Raw genomic sequence first — 16215 nt, 5'->3', positions numbered from 1 at the left:
GCATTTTATAGAATACTCTTACAGATTGACATAGGCTATAAAATAGATTTTATTAATATTATTTAATTTATTTATCTGATAAGACGAAGGAATTGCGTAAACATGGAAAAAGAAAACGCGGCGATGGAATCAAGATATGCTGAATGGTTTAATGCCTTTATTCAAAATTCAAATGAAAATGAAAGACAAAAAGAGGCAGTAAATCTTTTGTTATCAAGACTTAAAGAAAAAGTCCCTTCTGCTTTTAATAGCAAATCTGGAGAATCTACTACATTTGTTGATTTAATGTGTGGTCCCGGTGATATGACGCTTGGCTATAAGCAGGCATTACAAAATATTGACCTTAAAAACGTACAAGCTATTGGCGTAGAATTGCGTGATGATCATGTGGAATCGTGGAAAAGTAAACTAGGACAGGATGATATAATTATAAAGGGAGATGTTGGTGATAAAGATTTTGATATTAATAAATTAGCTGGAACAGAAGGAAATAAAAAACCTGTAGCTATTTTTTGGGGACATGGAGGATATTATTTATATAAATCCAAACTAGGAGAAGAAAAGGGGAGCGAACAAGAGATTGGCGTGCAACCATCACTTGATAATGTTGTCTCGCTTATCCATAAGACTTTAGGAGAAAACGGGATAGCTGTTTCTGTACATAAATCTGCTGAATGGACGGATATTCCTAAAAAGCGCTTTTCAAAACTTGTTGAGTCACACACTACGGATGCTTTAGAAAAATCATATGAAAAACAGAATATAAAACATCAGGCTATTACATTTGAATGTGAATTAAAAACTCCGGAGATGACACCTAACATAAAGAGACAGCTTTCCGGAGAACGTATAGAGGAATATAACAAAATGCAAAGTGGTGATACAAAAACTACGAGGCAGATTTTAGAGTTTCTCATACACACCCCGCTTGAAGAGTTGGGCAAGGATTTGTTCGACTTGATAAGTAAATCAAAAGATAATTATCAAGAATTTATAGAAAAATATCCATCCGGAGATATGCCGGTTACACGTTCTCAATATAATGGTATTAAAAATGGACATACAACATTTAATGAATTTAATCATCAAAAACGAAAAGAATATATTTCATATATAGATGATTTGAGTAAAAAACATAAAGGAGTTATACCTACATATGTTAAGTTTGATGTTTCTGTATCAAAGGAAGCATCACCAGAATTTGCCGATGCGGTTCTAGCAACTGTGCGTGAGCTGGATAGTGAAATAGGTAAAAAAATAAATTTACCAGATTTTTTACAAGTAAAAAGAGAGATTGAAAGTAAAGTTGTTGGAATGGAGCAACTTGAATTAGAGAAAAAAAGGGCAGCCGTAAGGGGTTAACATAAATAAATGAAACAGATTAATCATCATACACTTAGTTTGCTAGACAAGAAAGCTAATATAGTTGTTCTATCCAGAGGATATACAGAAGATAATTTGCCTTACTATGCTTATATTCTCATGTCTCCCAGTAAATATATTGAATACAGAAAAATTAATGAAAATGGTAATTTTGAATTAACTAAATATGGTAATATAATAAAATTTGGACGTTCTATTGAACCGCCACAGATGGTTGCAGAGCAAATAAAGAGAGAATATGGAGATAACTCTTATTTTGAAAATGAGATTAAGCCTTACATTTAATCATATTTTTTATTTTCAAATAGTAAGATTTTGTATTATAATGCCTCCCGCTGACTTGTGTCATACGAAGTTTACTCATTTTGGATTCCCGTTTTATGACAAGACGTATTGGTGCTTTTTTAGGAATTTTTGTTGTTTTTTATCTGGGATTCCACACTGTTGGTGGAGTGTTTTCTTTGTTCCAAGAAAAAACCAGACTTGAGGAAATGAAAGAAACGCTTTCATTAGTGCAAGAAGAAAAGACAGCTATGGATAAGAAAGTAAAAGCCCTAAGTGACAAAAGCCTTGATTTAGACCTTCTTGATGAACGGGTTAAAACTGTACTAGGAATGGCTGGAAAAAATGAGGTTGTAGTATTTACCAAGTGATTATGTCCGTTCTGAATAATTGTTATTAGTAAAAAATATATGGCAATTACTCATAAATGCTACATTTGTGATTATGACTGTTACTTCTTGACTCTTTCAATCTCCTACAAAAGCTTTTAATAAATCCTTCTTTGTTCTTTTTCTCTCTAGCTCGTTCTTCTTCGGCCTCACGCTCTTTTTTCATTTGTTTTTGACGTAGTTCAAGATCATCACGGGCTGGCTGGTCGTTAGGCAAAGAATAAAAATCTTTGAAAGAGCTTTTTTTGCGTTTTTTCTCGTTTTTTTCGGAATCTGTTAATTCCAGCTTATCATTAAAGTTATGACCATCAGGATCATCAATAAGGTTACGGTCAACAGCTGTTGCTATTACTGCCTTCTCTAGCTCGCCTTTATGATACCATTCTAAGGCTCTTCCCAGCTTTTGTAGTTCTCTAACTAGATGATGGGGCAGGAGAACCCCATTAACCGTTATATCACTACCGTTTGTACGCTCCATTATCACGTCCATACGAAGACATGTCCTTTTCAAATACATAATAACCCACTATAAATTATAGCAAAATATCGGTGTGTTAATGTGAAGCTTCGGTTAATTAGAAAAGTGCGGTTACTACAGTTTTGTTACAGCTATAGTAACTTGTAGTAAAAATTACCCAAGTTACTATCAAAATTGACTCCGAAATAGTCGGTTTTACTATATTTTGTGCAATTATTTGTTTTTATAGGATATTTTGCTTTATCCGTTTACGTTTAGCGGATGAGGGAATACTAAGAGATTCCCGATATTTAGCGACTGTGCGTCTAGCTATGTTAATATTATTTTCTTTAAGCTTTTCTACTATATCGTCATCAAGCAATATATTATTTAATTCTTCTTTTTCTATCATTTCAGCTATTAAATGTTTAACCGATTGGCTGGAGAAATTATCTCCACTTCCTTGCGCTCTAGTAAGGGAAGAGGTGAAAAAATACTTAAGCTCAAAAGTTCCTCTCTGACAGGTAAGAAATTTACCATTAGTCACTCTGGATATAGTGCTTTCATGATAATCCGTAGCGGCTGCTATATCCTTAAGTGTCATTGGTTTTAGATAACGTACACCCAATCTAAAAAAAGCGTCTTGCTGTTTTATCAACTCACCAGATACTTTAAGCATGGTTTGCGCTCTTTGTTCCAACGCTTTAATTAACCAGTTGGCGGAATTAAATTTTTCACTCAAATATTCCTTATCTTTTTTATTCTTAGTTTTTTCACTTACGGTTTTGTAAAAACGTTTATTTACCATAACTTTCGGAAAATTATTCATATTGAGTTCAATGTGCCAGCTATCATCGGTGAGGCGACGTACAAAAATATCTGGCTCAATAGCTTGTGTTACCTCATGGATAAAATTACTGCTAGGTTTAGGATTTAATGCTCTTATTTCAGATATCATATCCTTCAAATCTTCTTTATCTACGCCACATTTCTTCCTAAGCTCATCAAACTTACTGTCGGCAAGTAAATCAAGATTATTCAGCAATTTCTCTATCGCCGGATCAAAACGCCCTTTTTCCCGTAACTGTAATGATAGACATTCTTTCAGGTCTTTCGCGCATACTCCTGTTGGATCAAATTTTTTTAAGCTCTCAAGTATGTTTTCTATTTCTTTAACTTCAACTCCCAAAACTTCACTAATTTGCGTTGGATCATCCTTTATGTATCCACTCTCATCCAGTAGATCTATCAAGTAAGCACCTATAAGTTTTTCTGTAGGGTCGTTTATCTCTATCTGGAGCTGGTTTAACATATGCTCTCTAAGAGACAGCGAGTTAGCTGGATTATCTTCTATAGTTTTATTATACTCATCAGAATTATAGCTACTGGAGTTAGCTGAAGATTCTTGGCTATAGTTTATATTATCACGGTCAATATCATAGCTATCATCCCAGTCTTCTGACCATTCGCCAACATCATGATTTTCGTCAGAGGCTTTAATATTATCATCTTCCTCTTCACTTGATTCTTTTGCTTTATTGTCATCACTATCTATTTTTTCTTCTGAAGATGATATTTCATCTTGACTTAAGAAGGGGTTTTCCTCAAGCGCTTGCTCCACAAATTCACGCAGTTCTAGAGAATTACATTGCAACAACTTTATAGATTGTTGTAGCGACTGAGTCATTATCAATGACTGACCTTGCCGTAACTCAAGTTTAGGAGCGTTTGCTTTATGAGAGTTCATAATTATATATGGTTGAGACAATTATAAAAATTTATAACCGAAGAATTATAGCATTGTCCTATTCAATCTAATAGAAAAATATTTATACGTATCTTACCGGATGCCGCGAACTAGTATGGCATTGTAAAAGTCAAATAATTCGGTGTCAGATTTTGTAAAGTCACTAATTGAGTCAAACTTTATAAATGAGGCAACGCATGAGCAAACAAGAATTACGCAGTGGCAAGGACAGAGTTCTTGAGTCAAGCACAATAAAGCGGATGGAGTTTTTATGTTCGGAATATGAATTAATTAAGGCAAAGCGACACACAAGATTTTGTTTTGTCAGTGAATTTTATAAATTTCATAATCTAACCCGTCAGAATTTCATAAAATACTATAATCGTTACAAAAGTAGTGGTTCTAAATTAGAATTATTGCCTCAAAAACGCGGTGCTAAATATAAAACTAGGAGAATTTTACCTCATATAGAACAACAGATTATAGGCTTACGGCAAAAAGGTTTGAATCGTTTTGAGATACATGCTGATTTACAGATTTCTGAACATGAAACTCGTCCTTGTCCTAGCACTATTTATAATATAAGCAAAAAACATGGATTTAACAGATTGCAGCCAAGAATGATGGAAGAAAAACGCAAGATTATCAAAGAAAAAGCCGGTGAGCTAGGGCATATAGATTGCCATTACCTACCCAAAGGCATGATTTCCGGTGATAATAAACGTTATTATCTGGTGGGGCTGATTGACCATAAAACTTCTCTAGCGTGGTGTGAGGTTATTCCTGAAGTTACATCGCTAAATGTGATGTTTTCTACAATGAAGCTACTTAATTTATTCAAGAAAGAGTTTGGTTTTGATTTTGTTGAGATACTAACGGATAATGGTTCAGAGTTTGGCAGTGGTAGTAACGATCCAGCAACTATTAAGAAAAATCCTTTTATGCGTCTGCTTTTTGAACTTAAAATAAAACATCGCCGAACTAAACCTTACAGACCACAAACTAACGGAAAAATAGAGAGATTCTGGAAAACAATAGAAGAAGATTTGCTGCGTGAAATGGTATTCGACTCGCTAGACCAGCTCAAAAATGAAGTGTTCGAGTATATGACTTACTACAACTACGCAAGACCTCACTCCGCCGCAAATGGAAAAACTCCTTCTCATCTTATTGGAAAAAATATAACATGAAACAGATTACAAAATCTGACACCGAATTATTTGACTTTTACAGGGGTGACAAAAACGTATCGGCTGATGAGTCTTTAATTCTTAAACTAGAGACTAAATCTATCACCAAGATAAACCCTGCGTACATCAACGTTATTTACTATCTCAGAAGGTGAGCCTTCCATAAGCACGTAGCCATCATGCATAATATACGCGCGATCAATAATATCCAGAGTCTCACGTACATTATGATCGGTTATCAGCACTCCTATCCCACGATCTTTAAGATGTTTTACCAGCACACGTACTTCATCAACAGCTATGGGATCAATTCCAGCTAGCGGTTCATCCAAAAGTATAAAGGATGGCTTTCCCGCCAGAGCGCGAGCTATTTCAACCCTTCTTCGCTCACCACCAGATAAAGTGATACCTTGCGCTTGCTTCAAATGGGTTATGGAAAACTCGGCGAGCAATTCATCAAGTTGTGCGTGACGTGAATCCAGATTTTTTTCATGAATCTCAAGAACAGAGAGTATATTTTGCTCTACAGTAAGACCACGAAATATTGACGCTTCTTGTGGAAGATACCCGATTCCCTGACGCGCACGTCGATACATAGGTAGTTTGGTAATATTACGACCATCCAATATTATCTTACCAACATCAGGGCTTATAAGTCCGGTTATCATATAAAAACATGTGGTTTTACCAGCACCATTAGGACCAAGCAAACCAACCGCCTCACCACGTCTTACCTTAAGGCTTACATCACGAACTACTGGTCTTCCGCCATAGCGCTTGCCGATATGCAGAGCCTCAAGCCCGTTATGCGTATCAATTAATTGCGGACTATTATTTTTAGTGCTTTTTTCTTTGTCTTTACCAGCAGAAGCTTTTTGTTTTTCTGTACCATTCTTCCTATAAGGTGAGGGAGAATCTAAAGTAACTTCCTGCTCTGAATTATCTGCATTTTTATTTTTTACAAGTGACAAAAACATCGTTTAATTTCGTACCTTTTTTTATTTTTCTTTTTTATTACCATCTTTCTCTGGAATAAAAAGGGCTTTTACTCTTTGTGTTTTATCGTTTTTAGTACTTTTACCAGTTTTTATATAATTCATCTCACTTTTTCCAGTGTCAAAATTATAAACAAGTCTATCACCTTTAAGTACGTTCTTATTACGAGTAAGTACCACATCATCGTTAAGAAATACTTTACGATTCGCTACATCATATATTCCTCTTCTGCCTTTCGCGGTCTCATCGGGGGTTGATAGGAATACGTTTTTTTCAACAATTATCTTTTCTATAGAGTTCTGTCCCGCTTCTTCCTGCTTATCGTTAATATTTTTTTTACTGTTTGCTTCTTTTTTCTTCTTCTCTTCTTTTTCTTCAGGTTTTTTATAAAAAACCGTCATTTTTTCTGATTTTATATTAACATCGCCCTGTTTCGCTACAACATGACCAGTAAATATGGCTTTATTCTCCTGTTGTAATATTTTTAGGTTATCAGCCACTATCTCAATAGGCGCGTCGCTAGATTTATGAAAATTTTGTGCTTTAGCGGAGGTAGAGAAAATTAATATAGAAAATATTAAGATACTATAAAGATTCATTTTAAGCATTTTTATTCCTAATCCAAAAATAATAAATTACCAATCCGGCTATTTATATAAATTTACCTTCACTGACCCTTTGAAGTTAATTACATTACCTTTATCCGATATAGAGAAGCTATCAGCTTTTATGGTTCCTATCTCGCTATTTCCCTCTATCGGCTTGTTTCCATATATATAGCCTTTTGTTAAATCAATATGGGTGTTCTTACTACGGAATTGATAACCTCCTTCGTAGAAAAGCTCAACATTATTAAATAAAAATATATGTTCTTTTACAGTATTTATTGTTCCTGATTTCGCGAGAACAGCTACCCAATCATTATTATCGCCGCTCATATCAGCTTTTATATTATCTAGTAAGACATTATCCTTATCTTGCTGAGTGGCTTTATCAGCTTCTATAGTATATGGTTGATTATTATCGTTAATCCCCTGATAACGAGGTTTTTGCATCACATTTTCTATTTCCTCTATTTTAGGAGCGTTGGTAAAAACCATCCTGCCACCATTAGTGGAGTTGTTGGTAGAAGCTATCCATATAACACTTAAAATAATACCAGCCGCTAAAATCGGCAGGGTTCTTTTGCCAAGAAAAACGAATTTGGTATAGCTATTTCCTGTATTACTCATATGATAGTTATAGCAAAATTTTTATAATAAAGATAGGTGTGAACTAATTAATGCCCGCTCTTAAGCAATCATGAATATGAATTATCCCGACTGGTTTTTTATCCTCAACTACGAACAAACTAGTAATTGATTTATCATTCATTATAGCAAGCGCTTCCGCCGCGAGTGCCTGATGACGGATCGTAAGTGGTGATTCCTTCATTATCACGGATGCGGTTTTTTCCAGTAAATCATTTTGCATGTGTCTACGCAAATCACCATCAGTAATTATTCCAGAAAGAAAACCACTATCATCTATAATCCCAGCACAGCCAAAACGTTTAGAGGTCATGGTAATAAGTACATCACGCATTATATCATTTTCTTTCGCTATCGGTAGCTCTTCGCCAGAGTGCATCAGATCTCCTACTCTGATGAATGCTTTACCAAGCTTTCCGCCGGGATGAAATACTGAAAAATCCTCTTTGCCGAAACCACGTCTTCGTACCAGTGCTACGCTTATAGCGTCACCAAGAGCCATCATCATAGTGGTAGATGTGGTTGGCGCGCCGGTCACGCAAGCTTCAGGAATTTCAGGCAAGATCATAGCTATATCGGATGAGTCAACCAGCATAGACTTTTTACGTCTTACAATTCCAATAAGTGGTATAAAAAAACGCTTACAATAAGCTATAAGATCAGCAAGCTCAGCGGTCTCTCCCGAGTTGGAAAGAGCGATTACCACGTCGTTCTTGGTTATCATCCCCATATCACCGTGGCTGGCTTCGGCAGGGTGGACAAAGTGCGCTGGTGTGCCAGTAGATGCCATAGTAGCCGCTATCTTACGCGCCACATGCCCGCTTTTGCCCATGCCGGTTACGATAACCCGTCCTTTTATTCCAGCTATTAACTCAACACTATCAGAAAAATCTTTGCCAAGATTTTCCATAAGAGCGTTAAGCCCTTTTATCTCCTGTTCTAAAACAGACTTACCATTTGCTATATCTTGGTTTTTATTTATCATTATAATACTGTCAAATGGTTATAGATTATAATTGTCTTTGATGTTTTGGTTGTAACAACCCTTTGGTCGTATGCCCCATAATCAGTAGTGTTTCAATCGCACCAGAAAAATGGGCGGGTACTTTTATTTCACCGTTATAGCGAAATGGCTTTCTGTCTTCCGCTAAAACAATTTCGCCTCCCGCAGCTCGCAGAACGGCATGTGGAGCGGCTATATCCCATATATTAAACCCTTCATTCTGCCTACCAGTAACATGGCATTCTCCAGCGGCGACCATGCAGGTTCTTAATTGACCTGGATATTTCCCTGTCTCGTGTGTAATATTTCCAAATAAACTATCATCCGAGTTAGCAAAGCCAACTGCTACTTTTATAGGACCGTGTGGTGATAATCTCGCCACCCTTATCTCTTTTGGCTCGCTTTCATCTTTTTGCAAAAAAGCTCGCCCATTTTTTGTGAAATAAAGTTCCCTTTTTTTAGGGAAATAAATGGCTCCTTCAGTCGGTAGACCATTTTCTATTTTACCTATATTTATACTATAAGCACCTTTTCCCTCAACAAAGCTACGTGTATTGTCCAAAGGATCAATAGCAAAATATTCCTTGCTTTTTAAGCCCTTATTATTATCCTTGACAGAATTTTCCTCTGATACGATCGGAATATTAGGATAGAATCTATTTAATTCTTCAAGAACTATCTTGTTTGCTGCGTCGTCAGCTTCACTGTGAGGATATTTGTCACTTCCTAATTGGGCTTTTTCTTTTTCAACAACTGCTGGCTGCATTTCTAAAAGTTTTTCACCAGCTTTTTTAGCTATTTTCGCGAGTTTTGTCAGTTGTGGCATAGTATTTTCTTTTTTTATATTATTGTTTGTTAGCTATGAGCCAATATGTCCTCATCTTCCCAACCGGCAAGATCAAGCTCAGCGCGGTAAGGGAGAAAATCAAATACCGCTTTCGCTAGTTCGTCTCTTCCTTCACGCTCAAGCATTTCATCAAGTTTCTTTTTTAGGTTATGCAGATGCAACACATCAGATGCCGCATACCCTATCTGTTCAGCGGAAAGATTCTCAGTCCCCCAGTAGGAGCTTTGCTGTTGCTTAGAGACATCAACCCCTAGCAACTCCTTACACACATCTTTATATCCATGCTTGTCGGTATAGGTGCGGGCGAGACGGGAAGCGGTACGGGTGCAATATATATTAGATAACCTAACACCCAGATAATGACGCATTATTGATAAATCGAAGCGAGCGAAATGAAAAATCTTAATTCTCGTTATATCACGAAGAAGCTTTATTAGGTTAGGGGCGTTATACTCATCTCTCTTGAACTGCACCAGATGAGCGTCACCACCACTGTCAGAAATCTGAACTAAACAGAGGCGGTCACGCTTGTTGTTAAGTCCCATAGCCTCAGTATCAACAGCAATGTCACCATTTAATACCACATCCTCCGGTAGGTCACCGATATGTAAAAAATTTGTAATAACATCCTCCTCTTTGAGAGTTTATTATATATCAGATAGTTGCAGGTAAACTCAATCTAGCTGATTATGTCAATAAATCTATCATTATACAAGTTTTTTTAATTTACTTATTTTGTTTAATATTTTAACTATAATCACAAGTATTAGTTGACAAAATATACGCTATTTTAACGCTATGGATTCTCAGATAGATAAAAGTAATAAACTGAAAAAGACATATTCTTTTCTTATGAGTAATTTCCCTATGGAAATGAAAAAACAGATGGAATTATTTCACCTTACTCCAGAGATGATGACAGACTCTTCTCTTACTTTAGACAAATATCTAAAATATCTTGTGGATAACGATCTTAAGTTGCCACAGAAACAAATGCAACAAGTAATGTCTTTAGCAAAGACAGAGGAGAGTTATAGGCAAAATTTACTACAAAAAAATACACAGTGGATTAACAGAAATAATATAGCATCTGTTAATAGATTCTCTGGAATAAATTGGCGTTCACGAGTACAGGACAATATCAAGGCGGCTCGTTATCTCAGTTTTAGCAATCAAGAAGCGAATAAGTTATATAAAAACTTTGCTGATGAGTTAAACTCGCACAAAGAACGAGTAGAAGAATGGATTGATAGGAACAGATTACGTGAGCAGTTAAAAGCTATTTCTAAATCTCTTGATATGGGAGTTGGAGTTGATAATTTTATGAAGTCCGAAAGTAAATTAACTGAAATGGCCAGTCATGTCGCTGAAGGTTATTTGAGCAAAGAAATCATCACCCAACTTTTGACTTCAATGGCAAAATACTCTGATGATTATGCCAAAGCAAACAGGATAATAGCTAAAAAGGATAGTATTAATAACGCTAAATCAGCGGCTGACGGGGTTACTGATCAAATTAATGATACGGTGCGTGCCAGCGGTAATGTAACTGGAAGCGTGGCAGCCGCAAGCGCGGATGATGTAGTAAGAGGTGTTGCCGCGTCAAGTAGTGATGATGTAGCAAGAGGTGCCGCGAGCTCAGGAGCGGATGACGCAGCTCAGGTAGCGTCTAATTCCATTTCCCCTTATGTATTAGCGTCTATAGGTCCTTTGGCTACTCTGGGTGGATTGGTTTTGGACCAAAATATATTAAATAAACATAAAGATAACATAAATAGAGTTTTAGAGACGAACTCTCGTTTTGATATAAAAACCGCCATAGATTACGCTAAAGAAAATGATGGGCGTAATTTGTCTGACTTAACCGATAAGCAAAGATGGGCAGCGATAAATCTGGTTGAGATGATGGAAAGAAACGGTGGAGTTAGGCTGCTTACCCAGAAAATTATTCGTGATGTCGGAACCGTAAGCGGGGTCGTTGGAGGACCAGGTGGTGGTCTATCTGTTTTAGGCGTTATGAAAATAATGGAGGAAGATGATAAGATACCAGATATTAGAGAATTAGAGGAAGGGTGGAAAAATGGCAATACTCTTGGAGGAGCGTATACAGGTCTACTTGCTCTAATTGCGCCGCCATCCTTGTTATTTACAGTACCAGCAATGATTAGTGGTAATGTAGCTATGAACGCTCTTAAGGAAAATATTAAAGACTGGAATAAAAAAATGCATAGTGATGAAGGAAGAAAAGATTTTCTCTATGATGTTGGCAGCAGGTTTATGGAAATAGAAAAAGCTGGGCCGGATAAATTCAAGATAGAAAATTTGCAGAATCATCATTTGTTTTTAGCTGAGAAGGCGGCTTCCAGAATGGTAAAAGGTAGAGGGAAGCATAAATTAAATGACTTTGTTGTTATATCGCAATTTGCTAATTCAGTTGATCATTGGTTTCCTGATGATGGAAAATATGATGTAATTTCAAAATACAGAAACTTCGCAGCAAAAGATTTAGTAGCGGCAATAAATAAAAGTGGCCTGCAGGAAACCCCATATAAAGTGAAAGAGGCTATTAGGGAAGACACAAAAATGGGTTTTCCTCGTTAGTTTCTATTTATGTTTTTATCGCTATTTTTTGATATGGTAGAATTGTAAAGTTTGTTTGCCGCCATACCCAATAAAGATATTATAGAATATGACAATACAAACACTGCTCCAATATTAAGAATTGGATTGTTTTTGCTAGGAGGTAGTTTGATCTCCAAATTACTATTTGTTGGTTCACCCATCGTTTGTTTACTTATTGGACTATCAGTAATTTTATCAATTATTCTTTGCGCGTAACTTATCCCATTTTTATCTTTTACCAATACAGAACCTATGCTTATGGCTGTTGCGGCAAAGAAAGGATAGAGTCTTTTGTCCTGCAATATACTGGGCTCAGGTTTCTTTGTGCCAGTATTTTGGAAGGAAATATCAGTTCCTTTATTTGAAGGATCTTCTATATTTTTACTTTGGTTGTTAATTTCAGGTCGCATTTTAATATTTGATTTTTTAGCACAATCTCCCGCTTACTATGATATTAGGTTATACGCTGATAATCCATTACAATTTTGTTAATTTATTATGACAAAGGTATTTTTCAATTTTTTATTAAAAATCAGGGTTTTCGTAATGGACTGGTGGTCGCGCGCCACGCACTCTCTCGGCGAGTATACAGCGCATGCTAGGACGGGATTTTATCAGTGCGTACCAGCTATGAGCGGCTTTATTATTTTTCCAATCAACATCACCAAGATAATCAAGAGAAGACAAGTGGGCGGCGGCGGCAAGGTCAGCGAGTGTTAGATTTTCTCCAGCGAGGAAATAACGCTCATTTGCCAGATAACCAATATATTCCAGATGATAAGCCATATTCTGTTTGCCGATACGGATCGCGGAGGAATCGGGTTCGCCATAGCCAAAATATCTCTTAAAAGTTTTCTCAAAAAGAATGTTTTTGGTGACTTCATAATCAAATTTATGATCAAACCAATCCACCAATCTTCTTACCTCCGCCCTCTGAGCGAGCGTTTCTCCAAGAAGGGTTATCTGAGGGTATCCTTCCTCAAGATATTCGCTGATAGCGTAAGCCCCTGAGATTACACTACCATTATCCTCAATTAGCACCGGAACTTCTCCGGCGGGATTAAGCGCGAAAAAATCCAAATTCTTATCCCAAGGATTTTCCTGAATTAACTCAAACTCTATACCTTTTTCAGCAAGTAACATTCTGATTTTTCTACAAAATGGTGATAAAGGCGTGTGATATAGAAGGCGCATTATAAATTAATTCTGGTAGTTATAACTGTTTGCTAGTAACTTTGGACTATATTAAATAATACAAAGTTTATCAAGGTGTTAACGGATGATTATAGTAATAAATATCAGTAAGTTTATTTATATCAGTTAGATAACGTACTTATCCGCCAAGTTATAAACCTAAAATTGATAAAAAAACAGTCTTTATTTTTGAAATATCACGCTAATATAGTGCCTCTCTCATATTGTATTTTATATTGTATTTTTTTGTTGTTAATCAACTTGACGAACAGAAAAAATACCTCTAACCTATGACGACTTTTGGTCATGTATCTGCATATTTACTATTGATAATTCAGTATAGTGGCTAATATATAGATTGCACCTGAATGTATCGGGATATTATATTCGGTGCGATATTTAATTTAACTGGTAAAATAAACGGACATAAATAATGGCAAACCATAAGTCAGCTAAGAAACGTATACGTCAGACTCAGTCACGTGCAGAGGTTAATAAGGCTCGCATAAGCCGTATTCGTACCTTTATTAAGAAAGTTGAACTGGCTGTTGATTCGGGAGATAAACCAGCGGCTCGGGAGGCGTTAAAGAATGCTCAACCGGAGATTATGCGTGGGGTAACTAAAGGTGTTCTTAACAAAGGAACAGCTTCTCGTAAAATCAGTCGTCTTTCTAATCGTATCAAGAAGCTAGCGGCATAGCCTATTAAAATTTGTAATTTTGATTCTAACCACCGATTAACAGGTGGACACTATAATATTGTCTTTTTTTCAACGGGTTTGATTGGTTGATAGTGTATGGGATCTAGTTGTATTACCAATAGATTTGATAGTCCATTATCAGATATTCTACAGAAAGCGGTTATTAGCGCTTCCTGTGAGTATGCTGGTGATATATCTCCTCTTGATGTTTATAATTACGCGAAACATCATAAATCAATAATCATAGATGTTCGTACTAAACCGGAATGGCAGTTTGTGGGGATACCAGATTTATCTGGCACCAAAAGTAGGCTTCTAACAGTTTCTTGGAAAAATTATCCTGACTTTTCCCTTAACACAAATTTTGTGGAAGAGTTGTTGTCTAGCGATGATATTGCGAAAGACATGGCTTTATTTTTCATATGTCGTTCAGGCGGACGCTCTATGGACGCGGCGATTGCCCTGAGCAAAGAAGGTTTTAATTATTGTTTTAATATAGATGGTGGATTTGAGGGCGATCCGGATGAGAACCGTCATCGTTCTACTAAAGATGGGTGGAAATATTATTCTCTGCCTTGGATACAGGGTTAATTTTAAGTATAACATAGGTTTAGTTTGTATGGCATCTCTACAATATTCTGAAAATCAAACTATGGAGGATTTGCTGTCTATGGCGTGGCAGCGTGTGGTAGCTAAATTAGCTACTAACTATAGTGACGCTATATTTAGAAGTTGGCTTAAGCCATTATCCTTTAGTGGTATATCGGATAATACCATAAGAATATCCGTTCCTACACGTTTTATGCGTGAATGGATTAACAGAAATTATATAGATAATATTAATAGTCTTTGGCATGAAGAAGAAATATCAGAAGGTTATGAAATAGAGATATTTGTTGATGATTCCACAAAATCACCAGCTTCCGCTGAAAAATCTACAGCTCCACAAACTTTTAATGTCCTTACTCCGCAAAGTTGGCAGTCGGAAGACGCGCAAACTATGGGTAGTAATGCGTCAGAGATTGACGCGCAGATGGGGGCTCCACTTGATCCACGCTATACTTTTGAGAATTTTGTGGTTGGAAAGCCAAATGAATTAGCGCATGCTGCCGCTAGAAGGGTGGCGGAATCTGGAAATGTGGTGCAGGGTTGTAATCCGCTATTTCTTTACGGAGGAGTAGGGCTTGGTAAAACTCACCTTATGCACGCGATAGCTTGGCATATTCGTAATAACACTCCTGAAAGGAGAGTTTTATATCTATCGGCTGAGAAATTTATGTATCAGTTCATTAAAGCTCTACGTTTTAAGGAAGCTCTGGCGTTTAAGGAGCATTTCCGCTCAGTTGATGTGCTTATGATTGATGATGTGCAGTTCATCAGCGGTAAGGACTCTACGCAGGAAGAGTTTTTCCATACTTTTAACGCCCTTGTTGATCAGAATAAACAATTGGTGATTTCTGGAGATCGTTCACCTTCTGATTTAGAAGGAATAGAGGAGAGGGTGCGTTCACGTCTTGGCTGGGGGCTGGTTGCTGATATACATACTACTAGTTATGAATTGCGTCTTGGTATTTTGCAGTCAAAAGTAGAGCAAATGAAAGATGTGGTTATACCACAGAAAGTAATGGAATTTCTCGCGCATAAAATAACCTCAAATATCCGTGAGCTTGAAGGGTCACTCAATCGGGTGGTGGCGCACGCTACTTTGGTTGGTCGTCCGGTAACTTTAGAGACAACGCAGGAAGTATTGCATGATCTTCTAAGAGCTAACGATCGTCGCATCTCTGTTGAGGATATACAAAAACAAGTAGCCGGTCATTATAATATAAAAGTTTCTGACATGCACTCAGCGAGAAGAGCAAGACAAGTAGCAAGACCTAGACAAATAGCTATGTATCTTTCCAAGAAGCTTACTAGTAAAAGTTTGCCGGAGATTGGCAGGCGCTTTGGTGGAAAAGATCATACTACCGTTATGCACGCCGTGAAGAAAGTAGAAGAGCTTATCTCCTCTGACCACGAGTTCTCACAAGATATTGAAATGCTAAGCCGCTTGTTGCAAAGTTAGTTAGCTGTATTGGTCTTTTTTTGTATATAATATATTGTAAAACAATAGGTTAGATGGATAGCCAGCTTTTTATAGTCTCATTTATTAATA

The 16215-nt window shown here is 36.7% G+C and carries 18 protein-coding genes; 8 read left to right on the top strand and 10 right to left on the bottom strand.

The features are described from left to right. Nucleotides 1–102 precede the first annotated feature (102 nt). The 3 genes from R3D71_06620 (at nt 103) to R3D71_06610 (ending at nt 2036) form a co-directional block, all read left to right on the top strand. Complete coding sequence (locus R3D71_06620; GenBank protein ID MEZ5691320.1) at nt 103–1362, top strand: hypothetical protein; 1260 nt, start codon at nt 103–105, stop codon at nt 1360–1362. Between the two features lie 9 nt (nt 1363–1371). After that, a complete protein-coding gene (locus R3D71_06615) occupies nt 1372–1668 on the top strand; it encodes a hypothetical protein (protein ID MEZ5691319.1) in 297 nt (98 codons plus the stop codon). Nucleotides 1669–1763: 95 nt separating this feature from the next. Further along, on the top strand, nt 1764–2036 hold the full coding sequence (locus R3D71_06610; protein ID MEZ5691318.1) for a septum formation initiator family protein: 273 nt from the start codon (nt 1764–1766) through the stop codon (nt 2034–2036). 46 nt (nt 2037–2082) lie between these two features. Here the strand turns inward: R3D71_06610 and R3D71_06605 are convergent, their stop codons facing one another. After that, a complete protein-coding gene (locus R3D71_06605; protein ID MEZ5691317.1) occupies nt 2083–2571 on the bottom strand; it encodes a hypothetical protein in 489 nt (162 codons plus the stop codon). A 184-nt stretch (nt 2572–2755) separates the two neighbouring features. Next, entirely contained in the window at nt 2756–4258 is a 1503-nt protein-coding gene (gene rpoN / locus R3D71_06600) for an RNA polymerase factor sigma-54 (protein MEZ5691316.1), read from the bottom strand. Between the two features lie 197 nt (nt 4259–4455). On the opposite strand from rpoN, the gene R3D71_06595 reads away from it, so the two are divergent. After that, on the top strand, nt 4456–5448 hold the full coding sequence (locus R3D71_06595; protein MEZ5691315.1) for an integrase core domain-containing protein: 993 nt from the start codon (nt 4456–4458) through the stop codon (nt 5446–5448). An 86-nt stretch (nt 5449–5534) separates the two neighbouring features. On the opposite strand, the gene lptB is transcribed toward R3D71_06595, so the two are convergent. From lptB to R3D71_06565, 6 genes are read right to left on the bottom strand one after another with little or no spacing between them, the layout of a single operon-like run. Continuing rightward, nucleotides 5535–6425: an LPS export ABC transporter ATP-binding protein gene (gene lptB / locus R3D71_06590; protein MEZ5691314.1), complete on the bottom strand. Its 891-nt coding sequence runs from the start codon at nt 6423–6425 to the stop codon at nt 5535–5537. Nucleotides 6426–6446: 21 nt separating this feature from the next. After that, entirely contained in the window at nt 6447–7052 is a 606-nt protein-coding gene (locus R3D71_06585; GenBank protein ID MEZ5691313.1) for an LptA/OstA family protein, read from the bottom strand. A 39-nt stretch (nt 7053–7091) separates the two neighbouring features. Continuing rightward, the gene (lptC, locus tag R3D71_06580; protein ID MEZ5691312.1) at nt 7092–7676 is read right to left on the bottom strand and encodes an LPS export ABC transporter periplasmic protein LptC; all 585 of its coding nucleotides are present in this window, start codon (nt 7674–7676) and stop codon (nt 7092–7094) included. 43 nt (nt 7677–7719) lie between these two features. Further along, a complete protein-coding gene (locus R3D71_06575; protein ID MEZ5691311.1) occupies nt 7720–8679 on the bottom strand; it encodes a KpsF/GutQ family sugar-phosphate isomerase in 960 nt (319 codons plus the stop codon). Nucleotides 8680–8704: 25 nt separating this feature from the next. Then, complete coding sequence (locus tag R3D71_06570; GenBank protein MEZ5691310.1) at nt 8705–9523, bottom strand: 3'(2'),5'-bisphosphate nucleotidase CysQ; 819 nt, start codon at nt 9521–9523, stop codon at nt 8705–8707. Nucleotides 9524–9552: 29 nt separating this feature from the next. Continuing rightward, nucleotides 9553–10167 (bottom strand): ribonuclease D, encoded by a 615-nt coding sequence (locus tag R3D71_06565; GenBank protein ID MEZ5691309.1) that lies wholly within the window; start codon nt 10165–10167, stop codon nt 9553–9555. A 175-nt stretch (nt 10168–10342) separates the two neighbouring features. Between R3D71_06565 and R3D71_06560 the strand changes: the two genes are divergently transcribed. Continuing rightward, entirely contained in the window at nt 10343–12145 is a 1803-nt protein-coding gene (locus tag R3D71_06560) for a hypothetical protein (protein MEZ5691308.1), read from the top strand. On the opposite strand, the gene R3D71_06555 is transcribed toward R3D71_06560, so the two are convergent. After that, the gene (locus R3D71_06555) at nt 12142–12576 is read right to left on the bottom strand and encodes a hypothetical protein (protein MEZ5691307.1); all 435 of its coding nucleotides are present in this window, start codon (nt 12574–12576) and stop codon (nt 12142–12144) included. The genes R3D71_06560 and R3D71_06555 overlap by 4 nt on opposite strands. 115 nt (nt 12577–12691) lie before the next feature. Continuing rightward, nucleotides 12692–13360 (bottom strand): glutathione S-transferase family protein, encoded by a 669-nt coding sequence (locus R3D71_06550; GenBank protein MEZ5691306.1) that lies wholly within the window; start codon nt 13358–13360, stop codon nt 12692–12694. A 433-nt stretch (nt 13361–13793) separates the two neighbouring features. Here R3D71_06550 and rpsT point away from each other — a divergent pair, with 433 nt between their 5' ends. From rpsT to dnaA, 3 genes are all read left to right on the top strand, one after another. Then, nucleotides 13794–14060 (top strand): 30S ribosomal protein S20, encoded by a 267-nt coding sequence (gene rpsT / locus R3D71_06545; GenBank protein ID MEZ5691305.1) that lies wholly within the window; start codon nt 13794–13796, stop codon nt 14058–14060. Between the two features lie 96 nt (nt 14061–14156). Further along, complete coding sequence (locus tag R3D71_06540) at nt 14157–14651, top strand: rhodanese-like domain-containing protein (GenBank protein MEZ5691304.1); 495 nt, start codon at nt 14157–14159, stop codon at nt 14649–14651. 28 nt (nt 14652–14679) lie between these two features. After that, on the top strand, nt 14680–16125 hold the full coding sequence (gene dnaA / locus R3D71_06535) for a chromosomal replication initiator protein DnaA (GenBank protein ID MEZ5691303.1): 1446 nt from the start codon (nt 14680–14682) through the stop codon (nt 16123–16125). Nucleotides 16126–16215 lie beyond the last annotated feature (90 nt).

The sequence above is a fragment of the Rickettsiales bacterium genome, from assembly GCA_041396965.1.
Taxonomy (GTDB): domain Bacteria; phylum Pseudomonadota; class Alphaproteobacteria; order Rickettsiales; family SXRF01; genus SXRF01.
The sequence above is the reverse complement of the archived record's forward strand: the minus strand, read 5'-3'. Positions and strand labels throughout refer to the sequence as shown.